The organism is Neobacillus sp. MER 74 (genome assembly GCF_023714155.1).
The window spans coordinates 126,250-149,500 of sequence record NZ_JAMAUV010000010.1; the positions used below are offsets into that span (position 1 = coordinate 126,250).

At 40.3% G+C, this 23,251-nt stretch carries 24 protein-coding genes; 18 read left to right on the forward strand and 6 right to left on the reverse strand.

What is annotated here, in order from left to right; translation table 11 throughout:
- Nucleotides 1–197: 197 nt before the first annotated feature.
- From kduI to M3610_RS17360, 4 genes are all read left to right on the forward strand, one after another.
- Nucleotides 198–1,028 (forward strand): 5-dehydro-4-deoxy-D-glucuronate isomerase, encoded by an 831-nt coding sequence (gene kduI, locus M3610_RS17345; RefSeq protein ID WP_251460979.1) that lies wholly within the window; start codon nucleotides 198–200, stop codon nucleotides 1,026–1,028.
- A gap of 45 nt (nucleotides 1,029–1,073) precedes the next feature.
- Nucleotides 1,074–1,850, forward strand: coding sequence for a 2-dehydro-3-deoxy-D-gluconate 5-dehydrogenase KduD (gene kduD / locus M3610_RS17350; RefSeq protein ID WP_251460981.1), 777 nt, complete (start codon nucleotides 1,074–1,076; stop codon nucleotides 1,848–1,850).
- Nucleotides 1,851–2,022: 172 nt separating this feature from the next.
- Nucleotides 2,023–3,015, forward strand: coding sequence for a 2-keto-3-deoxygluconate transporter (kdgT, locus tag M3610_RS17355; RefSeq protein WP_098575887.1), 993 nt, complete (start codon nucleotides 2,023–2,025; stop codon nucleotides 3,013–3,015).
- Nucleotides 3,016–3,072: 57 nt separating this feature from the next.
- Complete coding sequence (locus M3610_RS17360; RefSeq protein ID WP_251460983.1) at nucleotides 3,073–4,023, forward strand: sugar kinase; 951 nt, start codon at nucleotides 3,073–3,075, stop codon at nucleotides 4,021–4,023.
- 68 nt (nucleotides 4,024–4,091) lie between these two features.
- Here M3610_RS17360 and M3610_RS17365 read toward each other — a convergent pair whose 3' ends face one another.
- Nucleotides 4,092–4,856, reverse strand: coding sequence for an IclR family transcriptional regulator (locus M3610_RS17365; RefSeq protein ID WP_251460985.1), 765 nt, complete (start codon nucleotides 4,854–4,856; stop codon nucleotides 4,092–4,094).
- Nucleotides 4,857–5,020: 164 nt separating this feature from the next.
- Between M3610_RS17365 and M3610_RS17370 the strand changes: the two genes are divergently transcribed.
- The 4 genes from M3610_RS17370 to M3610_RS17385 all read left to right on the forward strand — a co-directional run bounded on the left by M3610_RS17370 (nucleotide 5,021) and on the right by M3610_RS17385 (nucleotide 10,390).
- Nucleotides 5,021–5,668: a bifunctional 4-hydroxy-2-oxoglutarate aldolase/2-dehydro-3-deoxy-phosphogluconate aldolase gene (locus M3610_RS17370; RefSeq protein ID WP_251461026.1), complete on the forward strand. Its 648-nt coding sequence runs from the start codon at nucleotides 5,021–5,023 to the stop codon at nucleotides 5,666–5,668.
- Between the two features lie 75 nt (nucleotides 5,669–5,743).
- On the forward strand, nucleotides 5,744–5,926 hold the full coding sequence (locus M3610_RS17375) for a hypothetical protein (RefSeq protein WP_251460986.1): 183 nt from the start codon (nucleotides 5,744–5,746) through the stop codon (nucleotides 5,924–5,926).
- Between the two features lie 19 nt (nucleotides 5,927–5,945).
- Entirely contained in the window at nucleotides 5,946–6,788 is an 843-nt protein-coding gene (locus M3610_RS17380) for an aldo/keto reductase (protein WP_251460988.1), read from the forward strand.
- 392 nt (nucleotides 6,789–7,180) lie between these two features.
- Complete coding sequence (locus M3610_RS17385; RefSeq protein ID WP_251460990.1) at nucleotides 7,181–10,390, forward strand: DEAD/DEAH box helicase; 3,210 nt, start codon at nucleotides 7,181–7,183, stop codon at nucleotides 10,388–10,390.
- 35 nt (nucleotides 10,391–10,425) lie between these two features.
- On the opposite strand, the gene M3610_RS17390 is transcribed toward M3610_RS17385, so the two are convergent.
- Both M3610_RS17390 and M3610_RS17395 read right to left on the reverse strand, forming a co-directional pair.
- Nucleotides 10,426–10,707, reverse strand: coding sequence for a YggT family protein (locus tag M3610_RS17390; protein ID WP_098575881.1), 282 nt, complete (start codon nucleotides 10,705–10,707; stop codon nucleotides 10,426–10,428).
- 106 nt (nucleotides 10,708–10,813) lie between these two features.
- Nucleotides 10,814–11,386 carry an HAD-IA family hydrolase gene (locus M3610_RS17395; protein ID WP_251460992.1) on the reverse strand — a complete coding sequence of 191 codons (573 nt, stop codon included), beginning with the start codon at nucleotides 11,384–11,386 and terminating at the stop codon, nucleotides 10,814–10,816.
- 154 nt (nucleotides 11,387–11,540) lie between these two features.
- Here M3610_RS17395 and M3610_RS17400 point away from each other — a divergent pair, with 154 nt between their 5' ends.
- Nucleotides 11,541–11,729, forward strand: a complete 189-nt coding sequence (locus M3610_RS17400) for a hypothetical protein (RefSeq protein ID WP_098575879.1) — start codon at nucleotides 11,541–11,543, stop codon at nucleotides 11,727–11,729.
- A 140-nt stretch (nucleotides 11,730–11,869) separates the two neighbouring features.
- Nucleotides 11,870–12,295, forward strand: coding sequence for a DUF1801 domain-containing protein (locus M3610_RS17405; protein ID WP_098575878.1), 426 nt, complete (start codon nucleotides 11,870–11,872; stop codon nucleotides 12,293–12,295).
- 45 nt (nucleotides 12,296–12,340) lie between these two features.
- On the opposite strand, the gene M3610_RS17410 is transcribed toward M3610_RS17405, so the two are convergent.
- Nucleotides 12,341–13,150, reverse strand: a complete 810-nt coding sequence (locus M3610_RS17410) for an alpha/beta fold hydrolase (RefSeq protein ID WP_098575877.1) — start codon at nucleotides 13,148–13,150, stop codon at nucleotides 12,341–12,343.
- 357 nt (nucleotides 13,151–13,507) lie between these two features.
- Between M3610_RS17410 and M3610_RS17415 the strand changes: the two genes are divergently transcribed.
- The 8 genes from M3610_RS17415 (at nucleotide 13,508) to M3610_RS17450 (ending at nucleotide 21,271) form a co-directional block, all read left to right on the forward strand.
- Nucleotides 13,508–14,755 carry a cation:dicarboxylate symporter family transporter gene (locus M3610_RS17415; RefSeq protein ID WP_098575876.1) on the forward strand — a complete coding sequence of 416 codons (1,248 nt, stop codon included), beginning with the start codon at nucleotides 13,508–13,510 and terminating at the stop codon, nucleotides 14,753–14,755.
- 193 nt (nucleotides 14,756–14,948) lie between these two features.
- Nucleotides 14,949–15,953, forward strand: coding sequence for a glutathione S-transferase family protein (locus M3610_RS17420; RefSeq protein WP_251460994.1), 1,005 nt, complete (start codon nucleotides 14,949–14,951; stop codon nucleotides 15,951–15,953).
- Between the two features lie 31 nt (nucleotides 15,954–15,984).
- Entirely contained in the window at nucleotides 15,985–16,488 is a 504-nt protein-coding gene (locus tag M3610_RS17425) for a GNAT family N-acetyltransferase (protein WP_251460996.1), read from the forward strand.
- 287 nt (nucleotides 16,489–16,775) lie between these two features.
- Nucleotides 16,776–16,946 carry a YezD family protein gene (locus M3610_RS17430; RefSeq protein WP_180230223.1) on the forward strand — a complete coding sequence of 57 codons (171 nt, stop codon included), beginning with the start codon at nucleotides 16,776–16,778 and terminating at the stop codon, nucleotides 16,944–16,946.
- Nucleotides 16,947–17,137: 191 nt separating this feature from the next.
- Complete coding sequence (locus tag M3610_RS17435) at nucleotides 17,138–18,208, forward strand: sulfate ABC transporter substrate-binding protein (RefSeq protein ID WP_251460997.1); 1,071 nt, start codon at nucleotides 17,138–17,140, stop codon at nucleotides 18,206–18,208.
- Between the two features lie 83 nt (nucleotides 18,209–18,291).
- On the forward strand, nucleotides 18,292–19,125 hold the full coding sequence (gene cysT, locus M3610_RS17440) for a sulfate ABC transporter permease subunit CysT (protein WP_251460998.1): 834 nt from the start codon (nucleotides 18,292–18,294) through the stop codon (nucleotides 19,123–19,125).
- Between the two features lie 186 nt (nucleotides 19,126–19,311).
- Nucleotides 19,312–20,199, forward strand: a complete 888-nt coding sequence (gene cysW, locus M3610_RS17445) for a sulfate ABC transporter permease subunit CysW (protein WP_098575871.1) — start codon at nucleotides 19,312–19,314, stop codon at nucleotides 20,197–20,199.
- A 1-nt stretch (nucleotide 20,200) separates the two neighbouring features.
- A complete protein-coding gene (locus M3610_RS17450; RefSeq protein ID WP_098575870.1) occupies nucleotides 20,201–21,271 on the forward strand; it encodes a sulfate/molybdate ABC transporter ATP-binding protein in 1,071 nt (356 codons plus the stop codon).
- A gap of 117 nt (nucleotides 21,272–21,388) precedes the next feature.
- Here M3610_RS17450 and M3610_RS17455 read toward each other — a convergent pair whose 3' ends face one another.
- Complete coding sequence (locus M3610_RS17455; RefSeq protein WP_098575869.1) at nucleotides 21,389–21,697, reverse strand: hypothetical protein; 309 nt, start codon at nucleotides 21,695–21,697, stop codon at nucleotides 21,389–21,391.
- A 131-nt stretch (nucleotides 21,698–21,828) separates the two neighbouring features.
- Nucleotides 21,829–23,232 carry a decarboxylating NADP(+)-dependent phosphogluconate dehydrogenase gene (gene gnd, locus M3610_RS17460; protein WP_251460999.1) on the reverse strand — a complete coding sequence of 468 codons (1,404 nt, stop codon included), beginning with the start codon at nucleotides 23,230–23,232 and terminating at the stop codon, nucleotides 21,829–21,831.
- Nucleotides 23,233–23,251: the final 19 nt, after the last annotated feature.

A 23,251-nucleotide genomic window follows, 5' to 3' on the forward strand; every position in this document is an offset into this window, starting at 1 on the left:
TCCTCCAAAAATACTTTTACATGATTTTACCAAAAATTCTGGTAATAATCATCAAAATATAAAATTCACAATTTTGACAAATTACTACTAGCCATTTGCAAATGAAAACGCTATAATTAAATTATGAAACATCGTACCACGATGTGGAACAAAAAATATTCAAGAGAAAACCTATTAAATATAAGGAAGTGGATATTGTGGAAACAAGGTACTCAACACACCCAGACCATGCAAAAACATTTACGACCGAGGAACTTCGCAAACACTATCTAATTGAAGAATTATTTGTGCCAGGCGAAATCAAACTTGTATATACGATGGAAGACCGCGCCATCGTTGGGGGCATCACACCGATGGGAGAGACGATTTCTTTAGAGGGGTATGACCAAATCAAAGCTGATTACTTCTTGGAGCGCAGAGAAGTGGGTATTTTCAATGTCGGTGGAAGCGGGAAGATCACTGTGGATGGCGAACCATATCAAATGGACAACAAAGATTGCTTATATGTTGGATTAGGAAAGAAAGAGTTACTGTTCACGAGTGAATCCACTGTAAGCCCAGCGAAGTATTATTTATTCTCTGCACCAGCTCATAAAGAGTATCCCGTCCAACACGCAGCCTTTAAAGATATTGAAGGCGACCGATTAGGGTCACTAGAAAATGCAAACGATCGAGTGATTCGCCGCATGATACATAATGAGGGAATCCAAAGCTGCCAGGTTGTGATGGGCTTGACGCAATTAAATACGGGAAGCGTATGGAATTCGATGCCAACACATACACATGACCGCAGAATGGAAGTCTACCTATATATTGATTTGGACGAAAATGCAAGAATGTTCCATATGATGGGGGAACCAACCGAAACACGTCATCTGGTAATGAAGAACGAACAAGCGGTTATTTCACCGCCATGGTCGATTCATTGCGGCAGTGCAACTAGTAATTATACTTTTATCTGGGCAATGGCCGGAGAAAATAAAACCTATAACGATATGGATCAAGTAACCATGGATCAACTTAGATAACTTGTAACTGCCAATGAGAAGACAAAAAAGAAGAGGTGCTAACTAATGAGTTTGAGAGATTTTTCACTAGACTTTTTTTCATTAACAGGTAAGGTTGCAATTGTGACGGGGGGAAATACCGGACTTGGTCAAGGCTATGCGATTGCATTGGCGAAAGCGGGAGCAGATTTATTTGTTGTTTCCCACAATACAGACTGGGATGAAACTAGAGCTATAACCGAAGAGACTGGACGCACAGTTCATTTTCATCAAGCAGACTTAACGGTAAGAGAAAATATTAAAAATATCGTAGATGAGTGTCTGAACGTCTATGGGAAAATAGATATTCTCGTAAATAATGCAGGTACCATCCGTCGTACGCCATTACTAGATTACAAACAAGAGGATTGGGATGCGGTTATGGATATTAACCTGAACGCAGTCTATTTTCTAAGTCAAGAGGTTGCTAGAGTGATGGCTAAGCAAGAAAGCGGAAAAATTATCAACATTGGTTCGATGCTGTCTTTCCAAGGTGGTAAATTTATTCCTCCATACACAGCAAGTAAGCACGGGGTTGCGGGTCTTACAAAGGCATTCGCCAACGAATTAGGACATTACAATATCCAAATCAATGCGATTGCCCCAGGATATATCGCTACGGCCAATACAGCGCCAATTCGTGCAGATGAGGGTCGGAATGCAGAAATACTCTCTCGTATTCCAGCTGGAAGATGGGCTGACCCGTCAGATCTTATGGGTGTAGTTGTCTTCTTATCTAGTAAAGCCTCCGATTATATGAATGGACATATTCTAGCAGTTGACGGTGGTTGGTTAGCCCGTTAAGCCGGGAAAAGGAATTAGTGATTTAAAGACAGAGGCGGTTCAAAGTCAATATCGTTTAAATCCAGCCGCCTTTGATTGTCATGATTTGTTTCAGGAACATAACACAGCATGTCTCGACACTTTTTTACTAAAAAAATTACCCATTATAAACCGAAAGGTATGGTATGCCATTATGAAAATTATGAAGACGATTGAAAAAATTCCTGGTGGTCTTATGCTGGTTCCGTTATTTTTAGGTGCAATTATTCATACGCTTGCACCAAAGTCAGGTGAGTATTTTGGTTCATTTACGAATGGGTTAATGACCGGTACTGTACCAATTCTAGCTGTTTGGTTTTTCTGCATGGGTGCAGGAATCAATATTAAGGCAACAGGTACGGTTTTACGGAAATCAGGAACACTTGTGTTAACAAAGATAGCGGTTGCATGGATCGTTGCCATCGTTGCTGCTATGTTTATCCCAGATGGCGGGATTCAAACTGGCTTTTTTGCAGGATTCTCTGTTCTCGCTTTAATCGCGTGCATGGATATGACAAACGGAGGCTTATATGCTTCCATTATGCAGCAGTACGGCAGTAAAGAGGAAGCCGGAGCGTTTGTCCTAATGTCACTTGAATCAGGTCCACTAGTGACCATGTTAATTCTGGGTTCAACTGGGTTGGCCGCATTCCAACCTCAAGCATTTGTAGGAGCTGTCTTACCTTTCTTAGTAGGGTTTATTCTTGGTAACTTGGATAAAGATTTCCGTGAATTTTTCAGTAAAGCGACACATACCATGATTCCATTCTTTGGTTTTGCTCTAGGTAACTCGATTGATTTGACGGTAATTGCGAAGACAGGTCTGGCAGGAATTTTATTGGGTCTTCTTGTAATCGTTATCACAGGCATTCCATTAATGCTTGCTGATAAGTTTATCGGTGGCGGAAACGGTACGGCAGGACTTGCGGCATCAAGTACAGCAGGTGCTGCAGTAGCCAATCCAATGATCATTGCTACGATGAAACCTGAATTTCTGCCAGTTGCACAATCGGCAACGGCGTTGTGTGCAGCGTCTGTTATCGTAACGTCGATATTAGTTCCAATTTTAACGGCCTATTGGTCGCAATACATGAAAAAGAAAAAAAATGAACCAGTTATGCCGGGCGGAAATAAAGCCACGGCTTGATAAGTAAATCAAGGGAGACATAATGTATGTCTCTCTTTCAATTAAGGGGAGGATCGTATGAGTAGAATTATGACTGTTGGAGAACCGATGGCACTATTTGTAGCAGACCAAGAGGGTTCCCTAGAAACTGTTGATCGATTTGATCGTTTTGTGGCAGGTGCAGAGGTTAACTTTTCTATTGGGATGTCACGCTTGGGGCATGAAGTCACCTATATTACCCAATTAGGGCTGGACCCGTTTGGCAAAAATATTGAAACATTTCTGAAGCAGAATGCGATTGATACCACATATGTGACGTATCACGCAGACTATTTAACTGGAATGCAGTGGAAGGAAAAGGTAGTGAGCGGTGACCCAGAAGTGTTTTCAGCGCGAAAGAATTCAGCAGCTTCGCATATGAACTTGGAAACAATCGCTCATTTGAATTGGGATGGATTTGACCATATTCATTTAACGGGTATTCCCCCCGCATTATCAGCAGGGTGTAGAGAGATGGTTTATGAGCTCTTGAAGGTGGCTCGTGAGCGCGGTGTGCAAATTTCGTATGATCCTAACTTGCGTCCGGGCCTTTGGGCAGACAAACAAGAAATGGTTCGGGTCATTAACGACTTGGCCTGCCGTTCAGACATTGTTCTTCCAGGCATTGAGGAAGGGAAACTGTTAACGGGAAAAGAAGACGTTCATGAGATAGCAGCTTATTATCACGCCGCCGGTGTAAAAACTGTCGTGATTAAGCTCGGGGCCGCAGGGGCGTTCACCAGTTCACAAGGTGAGCAATTCTACACCGAGGGTTTTCCGGTAAAGAAAGTCGTTGATACGGTAGGTGCTGGTGACGGATTTGCCGTTGGAGTGGTCAGCGGGATATTAGAATGTTTGCCTTTGAAGGAAGCGGTAAAACGCGGAGCAGCTATCGGTGCGCTTGCGGTAATGTCCCCTGGGGATAACGATGGATTACCGAATCGAGATAACTTAGAAGCCTTTATTGAAGAATCCTTGGAGAAGCTTTAATAGAAGAGATGAAAAAAGGTAAAGAAAACCAGAAAAATCGGATTTTCTTTACCTTTAAATTATCTTGTTTAAGAACCTGTATACCCAAGGTTTCTTGAAATGGCGATACTATACTGTTTCATTTTGTCTATTAATGTATCGTTAATTAAATCCATCGTTACTCGATTATTAGGACCTGAAATACTAAAACTGGCAATTATCTTGCCTTTATGGTCGTAAATAGGCGAGGCAATACATCTTAATACTTCTTCATTCTCGGCATTATCTAATGCATAACCTTTGGCCTTCACCGTTTCGATTTCTTTAATCAATTCTTCTTTTGATGTGATTGTTGTTGGTGTCTTAGGAATGAAGGTAATGTTTGAAACGAGTTCTTCAAATTTGTCCTGATTCATATCAGAAAGTAATATTTTTCCGACAGCGGTACAGTACATAGGAGCTCTGCTGCCAATGCGCGAATACATTCGAATGGTTTGATTGCTTTCAATTTTATCAATATAAATTACTTCGCCGCGGTCTTCTATGCATAAATGAACGGTTTCATTCACTTCTTGTGATAATTTTTCTAAAAATGGTTTAGCAATCGTGACAATATTTGAGTTGTTTAAAAGGTTTCTTGAAAGAAAGAGGACTTGTAAGCCAAGTTTATATTTGTCGGTCTCTTCATCTTTAACAACATAATTCATATTCGATAATGTAGATAACAATCGATGAAGGGTACCTTTTGTCAGTCCAACCTGCTCCGCTAGCCGGGTAATCTGGATGCCGTCGGGATATTCAGAAAGCTTGTTTAATATGGTAAGTGCTCTTTCAAGGGATTGAACATTAGACATGATTTCTACCTCTTTTAAATGTTTTTCAGTTCATATTTTTGGAACGCTGTTCTATTATATGATACGATAAGAGTGTGATTTTGTAAATTTAAATAAGAATAATGAAAACTATTTGAAAATACTTTTTTGAAAAGAAAATAAGTAGAAAGAATGTGATTCCGATGATGAAAAAAATCAATATCTTAACGAAAATTGCGGAATGTGGTGTGGTTGCGGTTGTAAGGGCAGACTCAAAAGAAGAGGCTGTTAACATATCAGAAGCCTGTGTAGAAGGCGGTATTCAAGGGATTGAGGTTACCTTCACCGTCCAAGGCGCAGATGAAGTGATTAAAGAATTAGCAGCCCTTTATCAAGATAATAATGATGTAGTGATTGGCGCAGGAACCGTACTTGACGCAGCGACAGCTCGGATTGCCATTTTAGCGGGGGCACAGTTTGTAGTGAGTCCAGCCTTTGACCAGGAAACGGCAACATTATGCAATCTTTATCAAGTTCCATATATGCCTGGCTGTATGACCCTCACCGAAATGAAACGTGCATTAGAAGCGGGAGTTGATATTGTGAAACTATTCCCTGGCAGTGCCTTTGGTCCAGATTTTGTTAAAGCAGTAAAAGCGCCGCTTCCACAAATAAATATTATGCCAACTGGTGGAGTCAGCTTAGACAATGTTGAACAGTGGATTAAGAATGGGTGCGTAGCCGTTGGAGTAGGTGGTAATCTATTGGCACCAGCAAAAACAGGGGATTTTAACAAAATTACTGAGTATGCAAAACAGTATATTGAAAAAGTTCAAGCCGCTAGAGGAAGATAAACTGTAACCCATAGAGCTGTTTTCTAGTATCGAAACAAAGACCCTTCGTCTTTTTTTCGATTTTTAATAAAGGTTGTGTTAGAGGTTAATGTTGATTTTTGCACTCTGTTGATTGGAGTGGAAGGCACGAAGACTCCTGCGGGAGTACGGGGCAGGGGAGACCCCGCAGGAGCAAAGCGACGAGGAGGCTCCCCGGCACGCCCGCGGAAAGCGAAGTGCCTGGAACGGAAAGCAACAGACAATTTTACACAGCCATAATAAAAAGGAGGAATAGTTGATGCCAACAAATTTAAAAGACACTACTACATTACATAATGGTGTAAAAATGCCATGGGTGGGGTTAGGTGTATTCAAAGTGAATGAAGGAGAAGAGGTCGTTCAATCCGTTAAAGCAGCCATTAAGAATGGCTATATTAGTATTGATACTGCCGCTATTTATAAAAATGAAGAAGGCGTAGGTCAGGCCATTAAAGAATCAGGCGTGCCGCGTGAAGAATTATTTATCACCTCTAAGGTATGGAATTCTGATCAAGGCTATGAATCGACGTTAGCAGCCTTTGAAACTAGTCTTAACAAGCTCGGACTTGAATATTTGGATCTGTATTTAATCCACTGGCCTGGAAAAAATAAGTATAAAGATACATGGAAGGCATTGGAAAAACTCTATAAAGATGGCCGTGTCCGCGCCATTGGTGTAAGTAACTTCCTTGTTCATCATCTAGAAGATTTAATCAGTACCGCAGAGATTAAACCAATGGTAAACCAAGTAGAATTCCATCCACATTTAACCCAAAAAGAATTGCTGGCTTACTGTAAAAAGGAAGGCATTCAAATGGAAGCATGGTCCCCGTTAAAACAAGGGCAGCTTCTAAATGAACCAGTTTTGGAAGACCTTGCCCATAAATATAATAAATCTGTTGCTCAAGTGATCTTGCGCTGGGATCTGCAGCATGGTGTAGTGACTATACCAAAATCGATCAAAGAACATCGCATTATCGAAAATGCCGATCTTTTTGATTTTGAATTATCCGCTGAGGATATGGAAAAAATCGATGGATTAAATCAAGATAGCCGCGCAGGTTCTCATCCGGATACAATGAGAGTTGGTTTTGAAGAATAGATTTTCATAATTAAGCGTCTGCCCTCCGTTCTATAAGGGCAGGCGTTTTTTCATTCAAAAGTAAAGGCAGTTTTCATGAATAAAGTTGTTACAAAGCAATGAGTAAATCACAAAAAAAGAAATATTGTGTAAAATTACACTTAAAATTTTGAAAGTTCAGGATTTTTTTATGGTTTATCCAGTCTATGAGCGAATTTTAGAGTTCTATGAGCTAATATTGGGCTTCTACGAGCGAATATTAGGCTTTAACAAGCGAATCTCGGGTTTCAATGAGCGAATCTATGGAAGCAACAATCTTTTAGAGAAGAGAGAAAGTGAAAATGTAGTTATGCTATAATGTTCTATAAATCTTAATGGGGGCAGAGCCCAAACCTCAGGAGGGAGCAGGACACTTGAACGTAACATTATCTCATAAACGGATTAAAGAAATGTGTGGCACTGTCTCCTTCAAACGGGGAGAGTATTTTTATCAAACAAATAAAGTTATATTTCATCAATATCTGCCACATCGCTGTCAGGCAACCGTGAGAGGTGATGAAGATTTTCATGTAACCATTGAGATTGGTCCAGATGATGATCTTCGAACGGAATGCAGCTGCCCGAAGCTGGCTTCTTTTTCGAAGGATTGTCAGCATATTGCCGCCGTTTTATTAGCCATTTACGAGCATCAACAAAAAGGAACGATCCCGAGCACGAGCGCCGCTCATTCAACCAATCAGGAACTCACTGAAGGGTTATTGAATATTTTTACCGACCGGCCGGTCCGGTCTAGCAGTCATCAACTGCATTTTGAAAAAAGAACCGTGCTGGATATTGGGTTTATCTTGAAACCCGTTGATATAGGCAATGGAAGCCATTTATTTACGATTGAAGTTACACTCGAATCCGTCATAATACAAAACATCCGTGTCTTTCTGGAACAGTTGAGAGCAGGAAAGAACTTCAAACTCTCCAATTCATTTAATTTTGACCCAAATCAGCACTGCTTTCAAAAAGAATACAATGACGTACTCGAGCAACTCTGCCAAGTAGTCCTTGATGAAAAAGTTTATATGGATGCGGTGCCTGACACCAATAACAATATCAATACACAGCAAATGCTATTTATTCCATCTTCCGCATGGGGACGCCTGCTTTCTTTCCTACGAAAGATAACTAAGGTGCTGGTGGAGTATGAGGGCCGAGTCTATCAGGGACTGCATGTGTCTGACGAAGGGCTGCCTTTACAGTTTGATTTTGTTAGAGCGGATGGAAATGGCTATCAGCTGAGAGTCAAAAATCTGCAGCGAATGATTTTCTTTGAAGCTTATCATTCTGTTTTATTTGAAGGGAAAATAAAACAACTGGTAGAGCAGGACTTTAAACGTCTTTTCGACCTGAAAAGGATGCTTGATGCCTCGGGAATGAGTCAAATACCGATTCCTGAAGAGCAAATCCAGTTTTTTTTAGAAAAGGTGGCGCCTGGATTAAAAAGATTAGGCAAAGTTACGATCGCCGAAGCAATCATGAAGCAATGGATGACCACACCTCTTGTAGCCAAACTCTACTTGGATCGTGTGAAAAACCGCCTGCTTGCTGGGCTCGAATTTCATTATGAAAATACAATCATTAATCCTTTAGAAAATAGAGATCTCCCGACAGGATCGTTAGTGATCCGTGACGTGGAAAAGGAAGAGGAAATCCTGCAGATTTTTGAGGATAGCGCGTTTGCCAGGACGGACGGGGGATATTTTCTTCATAATGAAGAACTGGAATATGATTTTTTAACGTACGTCGTCCCCAAACTCCAAAACCTTGTCCGGATTTACGCAACGACAGGTGTTCGAAATCGGATTTCGAGAGAGAATTTTCGTCCGCAGGTAAGGGTAAGGGTCAAAAGGGAACGGACCAACTGGCTTGAATTCAAATTTGAAATGGACGGTATTCCTGAGAGACAAATACGTGAAGTTTTGGCGGCTTTAGAGGAAAAGCGGAAATATTATCGTCTGCCAAACGGGTCGCTGCTCTCGCTTCAGACAAGAGAATTTGAAGAAATCCAACGTTTTCTTTATTCACCACTAGCCAAAAATAGGGATCTTGCCAGTGGATTGGATTTACCAATCGAGCAAAGTCTTCAACTCCTTGATACGGTTGAGATTAGTGATGCCTTCAAACTAGAGGACTCCTTTCGGCAGTTTCTGGATCACCTGCACCATCCAGGCAAGTTAGAGTTTGAGGTGCCTTCAAGTGTAGATCCGATTCTCAAAGAGTATCAAAAACACGGGTTTAAATGGATGAAAACTCTGGCTTACTATGGTTTCGGAGGAATATTGGCGGATGATATGGGACTTGGAAAAACGATTCAAAGCATCGCGTATATTGTATCGGTCCAGTCTGATATTCGAAAAAATAGGCAGCCGGCCCTTGTTGTTTGTCCATCATCGTTAACCTATAACTGGCTGAGTGAATGCAGGAAATTCGCTCCTCAGTTGAACGCCATTGTCATTGATGGAACGAAAGCAGAGCGGACCCAACTCCTGAAAGAACAGGCAAATGTTGATGTTATGATAATCTCTTACCCATTGCTGCGTCGCGAGATCAACTGGTTTGAGAAACAAATGTTTCATACCGTGTTTTTCGATGAAGCACAAGCTTTTAAAAACTCGTTGACCCAAACTGCCCGAGCAGTAAAAAAACTGCAGTCCCAGCATCGCTTTGCGCTAACAGGTACACCAGTGGAAAATGCCTTAGAGGAGTTATGGTCAATTTTTCATGTTGTTTTTCCAGAACTGTTTCTCGGGTTAAAGGAATATAGTAAGCTTTCAAGAAAAACGATTGCGCGTAGAATCCGTCCTTTTTTACTGCGCAGGTTAAAAGAAGATGTCCTCGCTGAACTTCCTGGAAAAATGGAGTCTTTGGAATCGGTTGAACTATTCCCAGAACAAAAGAAATTGTATGCTGCCTATTTGGCGAAACTAAGGCACGACACGTTAAAGCATCTTGACAAAGATACGATTCGCAAAAATCGAATCAGAATATTGGCAGGTTTGACGCGGCTCCGGCAGATTTGTTGTCATCCTGGTTTGTTTGTAGATGGTTATCAAGGAAATTCGGCGAAATTTGAACAGCTCTTGCAGATTGTCGAAGAATCAAAGCTCTCTGGAAGACGTGTGTTAATTTTTTCTCAATTTACGAAGATGCTCGAACTTATCGGCCGGGAGTTAACGGTAAAAGGGCTGAACTACTTTTATCTGGATGGACAGACCCCATCAGAAGAACGAGTCAACATCTGCGACCGATTTAATCGAGGGGAACGTGATTTGTTCCTCATTTCCTTGAAAGCAGGAGGAACCGGCTTGAATTTAATGAGTGCAGATACCGTCATTTTATATGACACATGGTGGAATCCTGCTGTTGAGGAGCAGGCGGCCGACCGGGCCCATCGAATGGGTCAGAAAAATGTCGTCCAGGTCATCAAGCTGGTAGCACGCGGTACGATTGAGGAAAAAATGAATGAACTGCAGGAAAAGAAGAGGCACCTTATCGAAGAAATTATTGATTCGGATGAGAAAGTCATGTCTACCCTTACTGAAGAGGATATAAGGGAAATATTGATGATATAGAAAAAAGGAGCTGCAGCGCAGCTCTTTTTTTTGTCTTATACACCAATAACATTCAATGATTGGCGAAGACCTTCGATTGCAAATCTCCGGATAAATTGAAAGGCAAATAATGCAATAATTGGTGAAAAATCAATTGGACCAAGTGGTGGAATAAACCTTCTGAACAAGCCTAAATAAGGTTCGACCAACTTGCCAATCCAGATCCCAAGTTTGGTTTCTTGAAACTTAGGAAACCAAGAACCAAAAATGGATATTAAAATTAACCAATAATAAGCCTCAAAAACATAATGTCCAATAAGTAAAATATTAGAGCCCAATATCGATCTTCCGTTCTATCATAATTTTTTTTATTCTGCCATTCATCCTACCTATATATACTTGTACGAATGAAATTCAATAAAGTTTCAAAATTTTAATAAAAACCTAAAGGCGGTTTAGAACTTCAGGAATAAAATCGGCATAGCTGTCAATATGAAAATCCGCCTCAATGTTTTGATTCTGAAAGGCGCATGTTTTAATCTTTAATTTGCGAGCGGGAATTAAGTCTAACTTACGGTCACCGACAACCAAATCAATTTGGTAACTTTTTAATACATATTCATATGAGGAGCTGTGTGGTTTTCGTGTAAATCCTTGTTCCTCCACGGAAACAATGTCTTTAAAGTAGTCTTTTAATTGGTATTTCTCAAGCAGAAATACAGTGGATTCCTTATCACGATGTGTCACAATAATATTATTCTCCACAGAGGATAATGCTTCCTTTAAGTGTTCAAATGGCTTGCTTTCTGTCTTTGAATAATAATTATGTAAAGTTTGGTATTCAAGTCTCTGCTCCTCACCGATTCCATAATGCTTAAAGGCAGTCTTGGAATCAATTTTAAGCCATTTAAGAACCTCATCACGGTCCAAATCTTGTTGGCTTAAGCGGATGAATCCAGAGACAAGTGCTGGATAGGTGTCAAAAAGAGTTCCGTCAAAATCCCATAATACGTTCATAATAATCCCCCGTTTCCAAAACGTTTTCATTTTTCTTTTAAGAGAGTACCATAACTTGAAATTAAAGAAAAATCATTAGGACAACAAAGGGGAAAAATTTGTTATACTTTACAAAGGGAATGTACATCTTAATAGATAGAAATGAGGGATAACCATGCCATTTGATAGTTCAACACTTGGATTGCCATATTTTAGCTTAGAAGCAGCAGCAGTGGACAAAAGTCCAAGTGAATTAGTCATCAGTGACGAAAGTAAGGAAAACTATTACATAGTTTCTCGCGAAGTATACGAGGACGGCCCGCAGCAACATGGATATATCATAGTTGTAGAAGAAGGAGAGTAGAGCTGCTCTCCTTTTTTATTTGGAGAAAAAGCAACAAAATAGCAGGAAAGGAAGGATTGAAAGAGTATTAATTAATACAAAAGCCTGTTATTTGTCCTTCATACCAATATTCACTAAAATATAACAAAGGAGTGAACCAATTGAGTTATCAACAAAAAACAAAAGAAACTGAGCACAGTGTCATTGAGTTTATTGAACAAGTAGACAATCCGAAAAAGCGTGAAGATGCGTATAAATTAATTGATATCTTTACTGAAACGACAGGTTATGAGGCAAAAATGTGGGGGCCAAGTATCATTGGTTTTGGTTCTTATCACTATAAATATGAATCTGGTCATGAGGGAGATGCCCCTTTGGTTGGCTTTTCACCACGTAAGGCAAAAATTAGTTTGTATTTTGCACCTGGTGAGACGAAGCGTGAGGAATTACTTAAAAACTTTGGGAAATATACAACTGGGAAAGCGTGTGTTTATATCAATAAAGTTGCCGATATTGATGTTTCTGTATTAAAAGAGCTCATTACCGAGTCAATCCAATTTTTACAAAAGGCATATCCCCAACAATAATAATGAACGCTTCCCACTATTTATGTAGGAAGCGTTTGTTTTATTCTAGCCAATGAAATTAGCCAATTCCTGGGTAAACTTCTTCTGCTCTTCCCAGAACAACCCATGCCCGCTATGTTCAAACCAAACCAGTTTAGAATTCTGTATGCCTTGGTGAAGGACGGAAGCCAGCGGCGGCAGGCAAATTTGATCGTGTTTCCCATGAAGAATCAATGTAGGCACTTGAATCCTTTTGATATCATCGAATAAGGTTTCATCTCTTAAGGAATTAAGTAAACCTGCGGTGGAATGACCTGCAGCTTGGAGTCCTAATTGAAAAAACCAGTCTGAAAATGGTTTGGTGATTGCCTGATGGAAGAACATGTTCGTGAAGTCTGCGAGCATTTTCGGACGATCGTTATAAATTTGTCCCAGTAATGTATTGACATCCTTCGCTTCTAACCCAAAAGGGAAGCCGGGCCGCTTGGTAAAACTAGGGGCAGCCGCACCGAATAGGGCTAATTTTGAAACCCCATAGCCGCTATGACGCTCCATATATCTAATTACAATCGCTCCACCTACTGAATGGCCAGCGAGTGTGAAATGCTGTAAACGAAGCGCTTTCACAACTTGGCGAATATCATCAGCCATTCTGTCGTAAGAGTAGCCTTTCCATGGTTTATCTGATTTGCCAAATCCTCTAAGATCAATCCCAATACATCGATATCCCATGGAAGGAAGGACATTAAACTGATATTCAAATAAATTATGATTTGCAGGCCAGCCATGGACAAAGAGGACGGTCTTATGGCTCTTGGGATTAATATCTTCTACATAAATGTTGACTTGAGAGGCAACCTTTACATAATACCCCATTTTGACCCCTCCTATATAAAAGTATGGAAAACCATCTACAACTAGGCTATTCATCAATAGCTAGGCTAATACGTAGGGAACCTTTTCGTACAGGTTGTAAATCTTCATTATTCTTATACTTTTCAGATAGGAATTTTTCGATTATATTAGGAAAAAAGTCTTGGTAAATAAGGGATATTGTTATTCTGATATTACAAATAGGAGTAATTTCCATGAAGAAAATTGTTGTTATATGAGGAGAATTTATATAATATAAACTAAGTATAACTGAATAGAGAAAATAATATTTCATTTTATAAGTCAGAGTTGATTCATTATAGTAATCAACTTTTATTATATTGAAAAGGAGAAATGCAAATGAAGAAGATTAGTTTAGCGTGGCAGATTTTCATTGGGCTCATTCTCGGTGTCATTGTCGGTGCGGTTTTTTATGGTAATCCACATGTGGCAAGTTACCTGCAGCCGATTGGCGATATATTTATTCGTTTAATTAAAATGATTGTTGTTCCCATTGTTATTTCTAGTTTAATCGTGGGTGTTGCTGGTACTGGAGATATGAAGTCATTGGGGAAACTGGGTGGTAAAACCCTGCTTTATTTTGAAGTGATCACTACGATTGCGATTGTTTTAGGACTTCTATTTGCAAACGTATTCCAGCCAGGTGCAGGTGTAGATAAATCAAAACTTGCGAAAACAGATATAAACAGCTATGTAAGCACAGCGGAACAAACTGAATCTCATTCAATGATTGATACTGTTGTAAACATTGTTCCTACAAACATCATTCAGTCTCTCGCAAACGGGGAAATGCTGCCAATCATTTTCTTCTCCGTTATGTTCGGGCTTGGAGTTGCGGCAATTGGGGAGAAAGGGATTCCAATCATTAATTTCTTTAGAGGAACTGCCGATGCGATGTTCTATGTTACCAACCAAATCATGAAGTTAGCGCCATTCGGTGTGTTCGCATTAATTGGTGTGACTGTATCAAAATTTGGTGTTGCTTCATTAATACCATTGGGTAAACTAGTTCTTGTTGTATACGGAGCCATGTTTTTCTTCATTTTAGTTGTCCTAGGTTTAACAGCAAAACTTGTTGGATTTAACATTATCCATCTCATTAAGTATCTAAAAGATGAATTAATTTTAGGCTACTCAACAGCAAGTTCGGAAGCAGTTCTTCCAAAGATCATGGAAAAGATGGAGAAACTTGGCTGTCCTAAGGCGATTACATCTTTTGTTATTCCAACAGGATATTCCTTCAATCTTGATGGATCTACCCTTTACCAAGCGATCGCAGCGCTGTTTATTGCGCAGATGTATGGTATTCATATGAGTATTGGCCATCAGATCACCTTAGTACTTGTATTGATGTTAACCTCTAAAGGAATTGCGGGGGTACCAGGCGTATCATTTGTAGTTCTTCTTGCTACATTAGGAAGCGTAGGAATTCCTGTAGAAGGTTTAGCGTTTATTGCCGGGATTGATAGGATCCTTGATATGGCACGAACTTGTGTTAATATTGTCGGAAACTCTTTGGCTGCCATTGTTATTACTAGATGGGAAGGCCACAAGCTTAAACCTTATCAAGAACAAAAAGCAGCTTAATAGCGGAGAAAGGACATCTTCAACATGGAGATGTCCTTTTTCGTTTGAAGGGGATCGCTTTAGGAGTATAGATTCTGAATATTAAATGAAGTCAGATAATATTATTGACTTATACAGATTGATTAATCATACTAAAATTAATAAAACCGATAGAATTACTTAGAATTTAATATTTATTAGAGGGGATTCATTTATGTCACGAGATGATCAGGGAATATATAAAAGTCCAAAAGAGATTACTGCAGATGGTGCGTTTAATCGTCAAAAAAATAGATTTACTACGCCTTTCGGTCAAAACGATGGGGAACTGCCAGTTGAAGCCGGGCGTTACCGATTATTATGGTCTGCTGTCTGCCCATGGGCCCATCGGTCGGTTATTGTCCGCAGTGTTCTCGGGTTAGAGGAAGTAATCAGTTTAGGGATAGCTAGTCCTATGCGGCCGAATCTTCCCCACGTGGATTGGGAGTTTTCTTTAGATGAGGACGGCATTGACCCAGTATTAGGAATTAGGTATATGAGTGAAATTTATTTAAAAACAGCTGCAGATTATACTGGCAGGCCAACGGTGCCTGTCTTCGTGGATGTGAAGGAACAAAAGGTCGTTAATAATGATTATTTTAAACTGACAAACTATCTCGAAACGGTCTGGGCTCCTTTTCACAAAGAGCATGCACCTGATTTGTATCCGGAACATTTACGTGCGGAAATTGATGCAATAAATGATCTCATTTTCCATGAGGTCAACAATGGCGTCTATAAATGTGGATTCGCCCAATCACAAGAGGCCTACGAACAGGCATATGACACTTTATTTGCAAGATTGGATGAGCTGGAGGAGCGTTTGTCGAAACAGCGGTTCTTATTTGGTGATTTTATTACGGATTCTGATGTTCGGTTGTATGCTACGTTAATTCGCTTCGATGCTGCCTATTATTCTGCCTTCAAGGCCAATCGAAATCGGATAGTCGATTTTCCTAATCTATGGGGCTATTTAAGGGATCTTTATCAGACTCCTGGGTTTGGTGATACGACAGATTTTGATGCGATTAAACGGCACTACCATTTGTCAAACCATATTGCGAGTAATGATCAAAAGGGATATACTATTTTGCCGAAAGGCCCTGATCTATCTGGTTTGACATCGGAACATCATCGAGAAGCTTTAAGTAAAAACGCTGAGAAATTCTTAATAGACTGAGAAAAAAATTTGATTAAAAGCAGGTGGAAAAATGAATATACGTGATGCTGCAGCGGATGAATTCCCATTTATTCGCGAGCAAAGAGTTCACTCCTATGAAGAACATGCCCAAAGCATTCCACAAGAGCATTGGCAGGCTCTTAAACAAGCCATTTCGTCAGAAGCAGATTTGCAGGAAAATGTGGAACGGATTGTTGCGGAGTTGGATGGGAGTATCGTAGGTAGTGTTGCCTTATTTCCAGCCAAAACTGATGCTTATGAAGGATTGGTGGGTGAGTTGGATTATCCCGAGATCCGGATGCTCGCAGTCACACCGCACGCTCGAGGAAAAGGAGTAGCAGCTGCCTTAATCTCAGAATGTATGAAGCGTGCAAAAGCACAGGGATATCCAGCGATTGGCCTGCACACAGCGGATTTTATGGTAAGTGCGATGAATCTATATGAACGAATGGGTTTCGAGCGGTTACCCCAATACGACTTCGAGCCTGCCGATGATGGTATTATCGTAAAAGCTTTTCGACTTATTTTAAAATAATTCAAATGGGTTTTAAAAACCCACTTGACAGGTAGGAAAAGTCAGAATAAAATGTAAATAATTAAAATATATCGTAAACGTTAAATTAAGCTGATTGGAAAACCAAAGGCTTATACTCTTAGAAATAATAAAGGGGTATAGGCCTCTTTTGTTAGGAAGGTGACTGATCATGAATTTTCCAATAAGTAAGTGCAGTCCACATTGTTGTCTGTCATTGGATCATTTTTTTTTTACAATAAAACCAAGTATTCTTATATGAAATTGGTAGAATAAGAGAGGATGATATGATGGCATTCGTGGATCAAGCAAAAGCAAATTATATACTGTCGATACTTAAAGGGCTGGAGTATGGATCTGTGGTGATAACAGTACATGATGGCAGCATTACCCAAATTGATAAAACAGAGAAAACTAGATTTGCACAACAAAAAAAGTACATCCCGAAAGAACAAAAGTAATAACACTTATTATCTCGTTCATTTTAAAAATATTGCCGATCAGTCCACTGAAGGCTACTTATTCTCTAGACAATCCGAAGGATGACCATTTCTGACGGGTCTTTTACTAAGGCCGTAACGCAGAAATTCATTCAAAAGGAATGGTCTAGGATTAAGTAGTCTTTTTCGTTTATAAAAGGGGGAAATTACTAATGAAAATAACTTACAAATTCACAACTGTACTTATTCTAATCGCTCTTATTTTGGCCGGATGCGGTACACAGGCAAGCAACCAAAGTTCTGAGAAAAAGGATGGAGGAACCAAACAAGAAGCTGCAAAAACGAAGGAACCTGTCCAATTATTGAATGTCTCATATGACCCAACCCGAGAACTTTATGAAGAATTTAACGGAGAATTCGCTAAGTACTGGGAAAACGAAAAAGGGCAAAAAGTGACGATTCAACAATCACATGGCGGTTCTGGGAAGCAAGGCCGTGCCGTTATCGATGGACTTGAGGCAGATGTGGTGACATTAGCATTGGCCTATGACATTGATGAAATTGCGAATCTAGGAGGCTTACTCTCTAAGGATTGGCAGAAGAACCTAAAGGATAACTCCACACCATATACGTCGACGATTGTGTTTCTTGTTAGAAAGGGAAATCCTAAGGGAATTAAGGATTGGGACGATTTAACGAAAAAAGGTACTTCCGTCATCACCCCGAATCCAAAGACGTCAGGTGGTGCCCGCTGGAATTACTTAGCTGCTTGGGCCTATGCAAAAGATAAATTTAATGGTGATGAAACGAAAGTTAAGAAATTTATGAGCCAACTATATAAAAATGTAGAAGTTTTAGATTCTGGAGCCCGCGGCGCAACTACGACGTTCGTGGAAAGAGGAATTGGTGATGTCTTGGTTGCCTGGGAGAACGAAGCCTTCTTGACCCTAAATGAATTAGGAAAAGACAAGTTTGAGATTGTCGTCCCATCCATCAGTATTCTTGCCGAACCACCAGTTGCAGTTGTGGATAAGAACGTCGAGAAAAAGGGAACAAAAGAGGTGGCTGAAGCCTATTTGAACTATCTATACAGTGATGTGGGACAGGAAATAATCGCTAAGAACTATTATCGTCCTCGCAATCAAACGATTCTTGATAAATATGCAGATGTCTTTCCAAAAATTAATCTAGTGACCATTGACGACGATTTTGGGGGATGGAAAAAAGCACAAGAGACGCATTTTAATGATGGGGGAACGTTTGATCAGATTTACCAGCCGTAAAAGTTGTTCAGTGGGACGGGTGTCCTCTATCAAGTGTGATGGAGGGCGCCCTACATGTATATTATTTGGAAGGGGTCAACCTCATGGCTCGATTAGCAAGTATGAAAATGAAAAGAAAAAGTGTTCTGCCGGGATTCGGCCTGTCGTTAGGGTTTACGATGTTTTATATAAGCATTCTTGTTATTCTGCCATTATCAATGATTTTTATTAATTCAGTGACAGTTGAGTGGTCAAAAATTTGGGGGACGATTTCAGATCCAAGGGTGGTTGCCTCCTATAAATTGAGCTTTGGTGCAGCGTTTTCCGCCGCGTTTATTAATGTTATTTTTGGCGTATTAATCGCATGGGTGCTAGTCCGTTATCCATTTCCGGGCCGACGAATTATTGATGGACTAGTTGATTTGCCGTTTGCCCTGCCAACAGCAATTGCTGGAATTGCCTTAACGACATTGTATACAGAGAATGGCTGGATTGGACAGTTTTTAGGTTTTAAGGTGGCGTTTACTCCGCTTGGAATTACACTGGCATTAACCTTTATTGGTCTGCCCTTTGTGGTACGTACCGTCCAGCCCGTCTTGCAAAGCTTGGAGAAAGAAATAGAAGAAGCATCGGCAAGCTTAGGGGCAAACCGTTCGCAAACATTTGTAAAAGTAATATTTCCAGAAATAATGCCGGCTGCGTTGACTGGTTTCGCGCTCGCCTTCGCTCGGGCCCTGGGGGAATACGGTTCGGTAGTTTTTATTGCAGGAAATATGCCGATGCGGACAGAGATTACCCCACTTTTAATCATGACGAAATTAGAACAGTATGATTATGCAGGTGCAACAGCCATTGCGGCCGTGATGTTGATCTTTTCTTTCACGACCTTACTTATTATTAACGTATTGCAGTGGTGGACGAATCGGAAATTTATTTAGTATTTTAATTGTTTTTGAGGAAGGCGAATTTACCGGTTCAATCGGCGAATTTACCGGTTCAATCGGCGAATTTACCGGTTCTATCAGCGAATTTACTGATTCTATCAGCGAATTTACCGGTTCTATCAGCGAATCTAAAAATAGCAAACTACAGATGAAAAAGAACAGGTCTAGAAGGGGGTCCTTATGGCAGGAAATGTCTCATTGCAGTATTCAACAGCACCGGTCCAAGCTTCGTCCAGCAACTCTGAACCACGCCTTGTGCGCTGGGTACTCATCACACTCGCTTTAGCATTCTTAGGGTTGTTTTTGGTGTTGCCACTGGTTGCTATTTTTATCAAAGCCTTTGATAAAGGGGCGGCAGTTTTTCTAGAGGCTATTAGCAATCCAGACGCATTATCGGCTATTAAGCTAACACTGATAATTACCTTAATTACTGTTCCCCTAAATGCCATCTTTGGAGTCGCTGCGGCATGGGCGGTTACCAAGTTCAATTTTAAGGGAAAAAGTCTATTGATTACGATTATTGATCTTCCATTTGCCATTTCCCCAGTGATTGCGGGATTGGTGTTTGTTTTATTATTTAGTGCCCATGGTTTATTTGGACAATGGTTAATTGATCATAATATCAAAATCATCTTTGCAGTACCAGGAATTGCGCTGGCCACGCTTTTAGTGACACTGCCATTCGTCGCCAGGGAGCTGATTCCATTAATGCAAACGCAGGGAACGGCCGATGAAGAAGCATCTCTGACGCTAGGGGCGAGCGGCTGGAAAACATTCTTTTTGGTAACTTTACCGAATATTAAGTGGGGACTACTATATGGGGTTATTCTCTGCAGTGCGCGGGCGATTGGAGAGTTTGGGGCAGTATCGGTTGTTTCGGGACATATCCGGGGCCTGACCAATACGATGCCGCTTCATATCGAAATTTTATACAATGAGTATCAATTTTCCGCTGCCTTTGCGGTGGCTTCCTTAATGTCATTGTTTGCCATCATTACACTGATTGTAAAAAATTTCATTGAGTGGAAAGCAAGAAAGTCATTTGAATCAGAAGAAGGAGCGCATTAAGATGAGTATTCAAATCCAAAATATCTCAAAATCATTTGGAAATTTCCAAGCTCTTGATCAAATAAATCTTGATATTCAAACGGGGGAGCTCGTTGCACTGCTTGGTCCGTCTGGTTCTGGAAAAACATCGCTGCTGAGGATTATCGCGGGCTTAGAAGCAGCCAATCAAGGTGCGATTCTGTTTGGGGAAGAAGACATTACGCACATCAGTACAAAGGAACGAAAAGTAGGATTTGTCTTTCAGCATTATGCTTTGTTTCGCCATATGACTGTTTTTGATAATGTTGCTTATGGATTAAAAGTGCGGCCCAGAAAATTACGGCCTTCCAAAAACGAAATAAGAGAAAAGGTCATGGAATTACTAAAGTTAGTAAAACTAGAGGCCTTTGCCGATCGATATCCATCCAATTTGTCTGGGGGTCAACGGCAGAGGGTCGCATTAGCACGGGCATTAGCGGTGGAGCCTAAGGTGCTATTGTTAGATGAACCATTTGGAGCCTTAGATGCCAAGGTCCGGAAAGATCTTCGCAGATGGTTAAGAAAACTTCATGATGATTATCAGATTACCAGTATATTTGTGACCCATGACCAAGAGGAGGCGCTGGATGTTGCCGATCGTGTGGTCGTGATGAATGAAGGGAAGATTGAGCAAATTGGAACACCAGAAGAGGTTTATGAAAATCCAAACAGTCCTTTTGTTTATCACTTTTTAGGAAATGTGAATTTGTTTAAAGGTCGTCTGCATAACGGGAAATTACGGAATGGGCATTTTGAAGTCGATGCTCCAGAATTTTCGGAGATAGAGAATACCGAGGCAGTTGGTTATGTTCGTCCGCATGATATTAGTATCGAAAGGGAAGCCAGTCAGGATTCAGTTTCTGCCAAAATTAATTATATTCATTTAGTTGGGGCAGCTGTCCAACTTGAACTAATTCGAAAGGATAACGGGGACTACCTAGAAGTAGAATTAAGAAAGGAGCAATTTCGCAGCCTTAATCTAAAGACAGGCGAAGAAGTGTTTGTAAAGCCGCAACAATTAAAAGTCTTTATCCCCCAAGATTATTCCATTTAATAGTATAGTTTAATCAGTAAAAATCAGATAAGATTACTGTTAGTATTCCTATCTGATTTTTACAGGGGGAGTAGGTTTGAGAGGTTTTATACATAGTGAGGCAATCAAGCAGGAAGATTAGCTTCCTGCTTGATTGCCTTCTGCCTTAGCTGCATCAACCATTAGAATAACTGCAGAGATAATATGCATAACCATTCCTAAAAACGGAATCCAGCCTATACATGAAGTTATGATTCCAAGGACACTACCTGTAATGGACCCGCTGCCCTCTTTTTTGGTAATCACCAACGTAACAATATGTAATATTAACATAATTGCTAGAGGGGTCCATACAAGACTGATAACGATCGTACCTCCAAGTACAGGAATTCCCAGTAATGCTTCAAGCCCACCTGAAACCCATTTCAGTATTCTTGATGTTGACATAAAATCCCTCCTATAATTAGTTGGCTTTTCTTTCCATAATCCTTTCGTTTCATTCTATTCACACTCTATCTAAAAATAGAACAAAGTCCTATACTCAATAACGAGTATAGGACTTTGTGATTGATTAAAGATTAGTTCCAGTCAGTGTGAAAAACACCATCCATATCGATTCGCTCATAAGTATGGGCACCGAAATAATCCCGTTGAGCCTGTAAAAGGCTGGCATTGGAATGGCCTCTTCGATAGCTATCTAAATAGGAAAGGGAAGCACTTAAGCAAGGAAAGGGGATTCCAGAATTAATTCCCTCACATACGATTTTCCTTAAACCTGATTGATACTCTTTTACTTTTTCAGCGAAAAAAGGAGCAATTAATAAATTCTTCAAATTTGCTTGTGTTTGATAGGCTTCACTTATTACGTTTAAGAACTCAGCACGAATGATACACCCGCCGCGGAAAATAAGTGCAATTTCCTCCAATGGTAAGTTCCAGTCATAGAGGTCAGAGGTCATTTTATATTGTGTAAACCCTTGCGCATAGGCACAAACTTTACCCATATATAAAGCCTGTCTAATATGCTCAATCCACAAATCTTTATCTTCTATTGACAGCTCCACTTCCGGTCCAGCTAAAATTTCTTCTGCAAAAACACGTTCTTCTTTTAAAGATGATACATAACGGGAGAATAATGACTCCGTAATGATGGATAAGGGAATCCCATTATCGATAGCTTGCATACTTGTCCATTTACCCGTCCCTTTTTGCCCTACTTTATCAAGAATGACATCTATCAATGGCAGGCCTGTTTTTTCATCCTTCTTCTTTAAAATTTCGGCTGTGATTTCGATAAGGTAGCTTTTCAGTTCACCCTGATTCCATTTTTCAAAGGTATCGGCAATTTCATTCACAGATAATTGTAATCTTTCCCTTAAAAAGGTATAGGCTTCAGCGATCAATTGCATATCAGCATATTCGATGCCATTGTGGACCATTTTCACAAAATGCCCTGCACCTTTTGGACCAATATATGTACAACATGGGGTACCATCCACTTGGGCAGCTATTTTGGTGAGGATGGGCGCTACTTTTTCATAAGCATCTTTCTCCCCGCCAGGCATAATCGAAGGACCATTTAAAGCGCCAACCTCTCCACCAGAAATGCCAATCCCTAAATACTCAATTTCTTTCGACTTCAGATCCTCATATCTTCTGGCCGTATCTTCATAATGGGAGTTCCCGCCGTCCATAATAATGTCCCCAGGCTCAAGAAAAGGAACTAACGATGAAATCACTGAATCGATGGCTGCCCCAGCGGTCACCATAAGGAAGATCTTCCTAGGGGTTTCCAAGGATTGAACAAAACTTTGTACGTCGTAATACGGGGCGATCGTTTCACAGTCAATTCTTTGTAAAAGTTTATCTGTGAGATCCCTCGTGTAATTATAGACCGCTACTTTTTCACCATTGTTTGCCATATTTAAGGCAATATTGCTGCCCATTACACCTAATCCAATAACTCCAATTGTATTGTCCATTTCACTTTCTTCTCCTTTA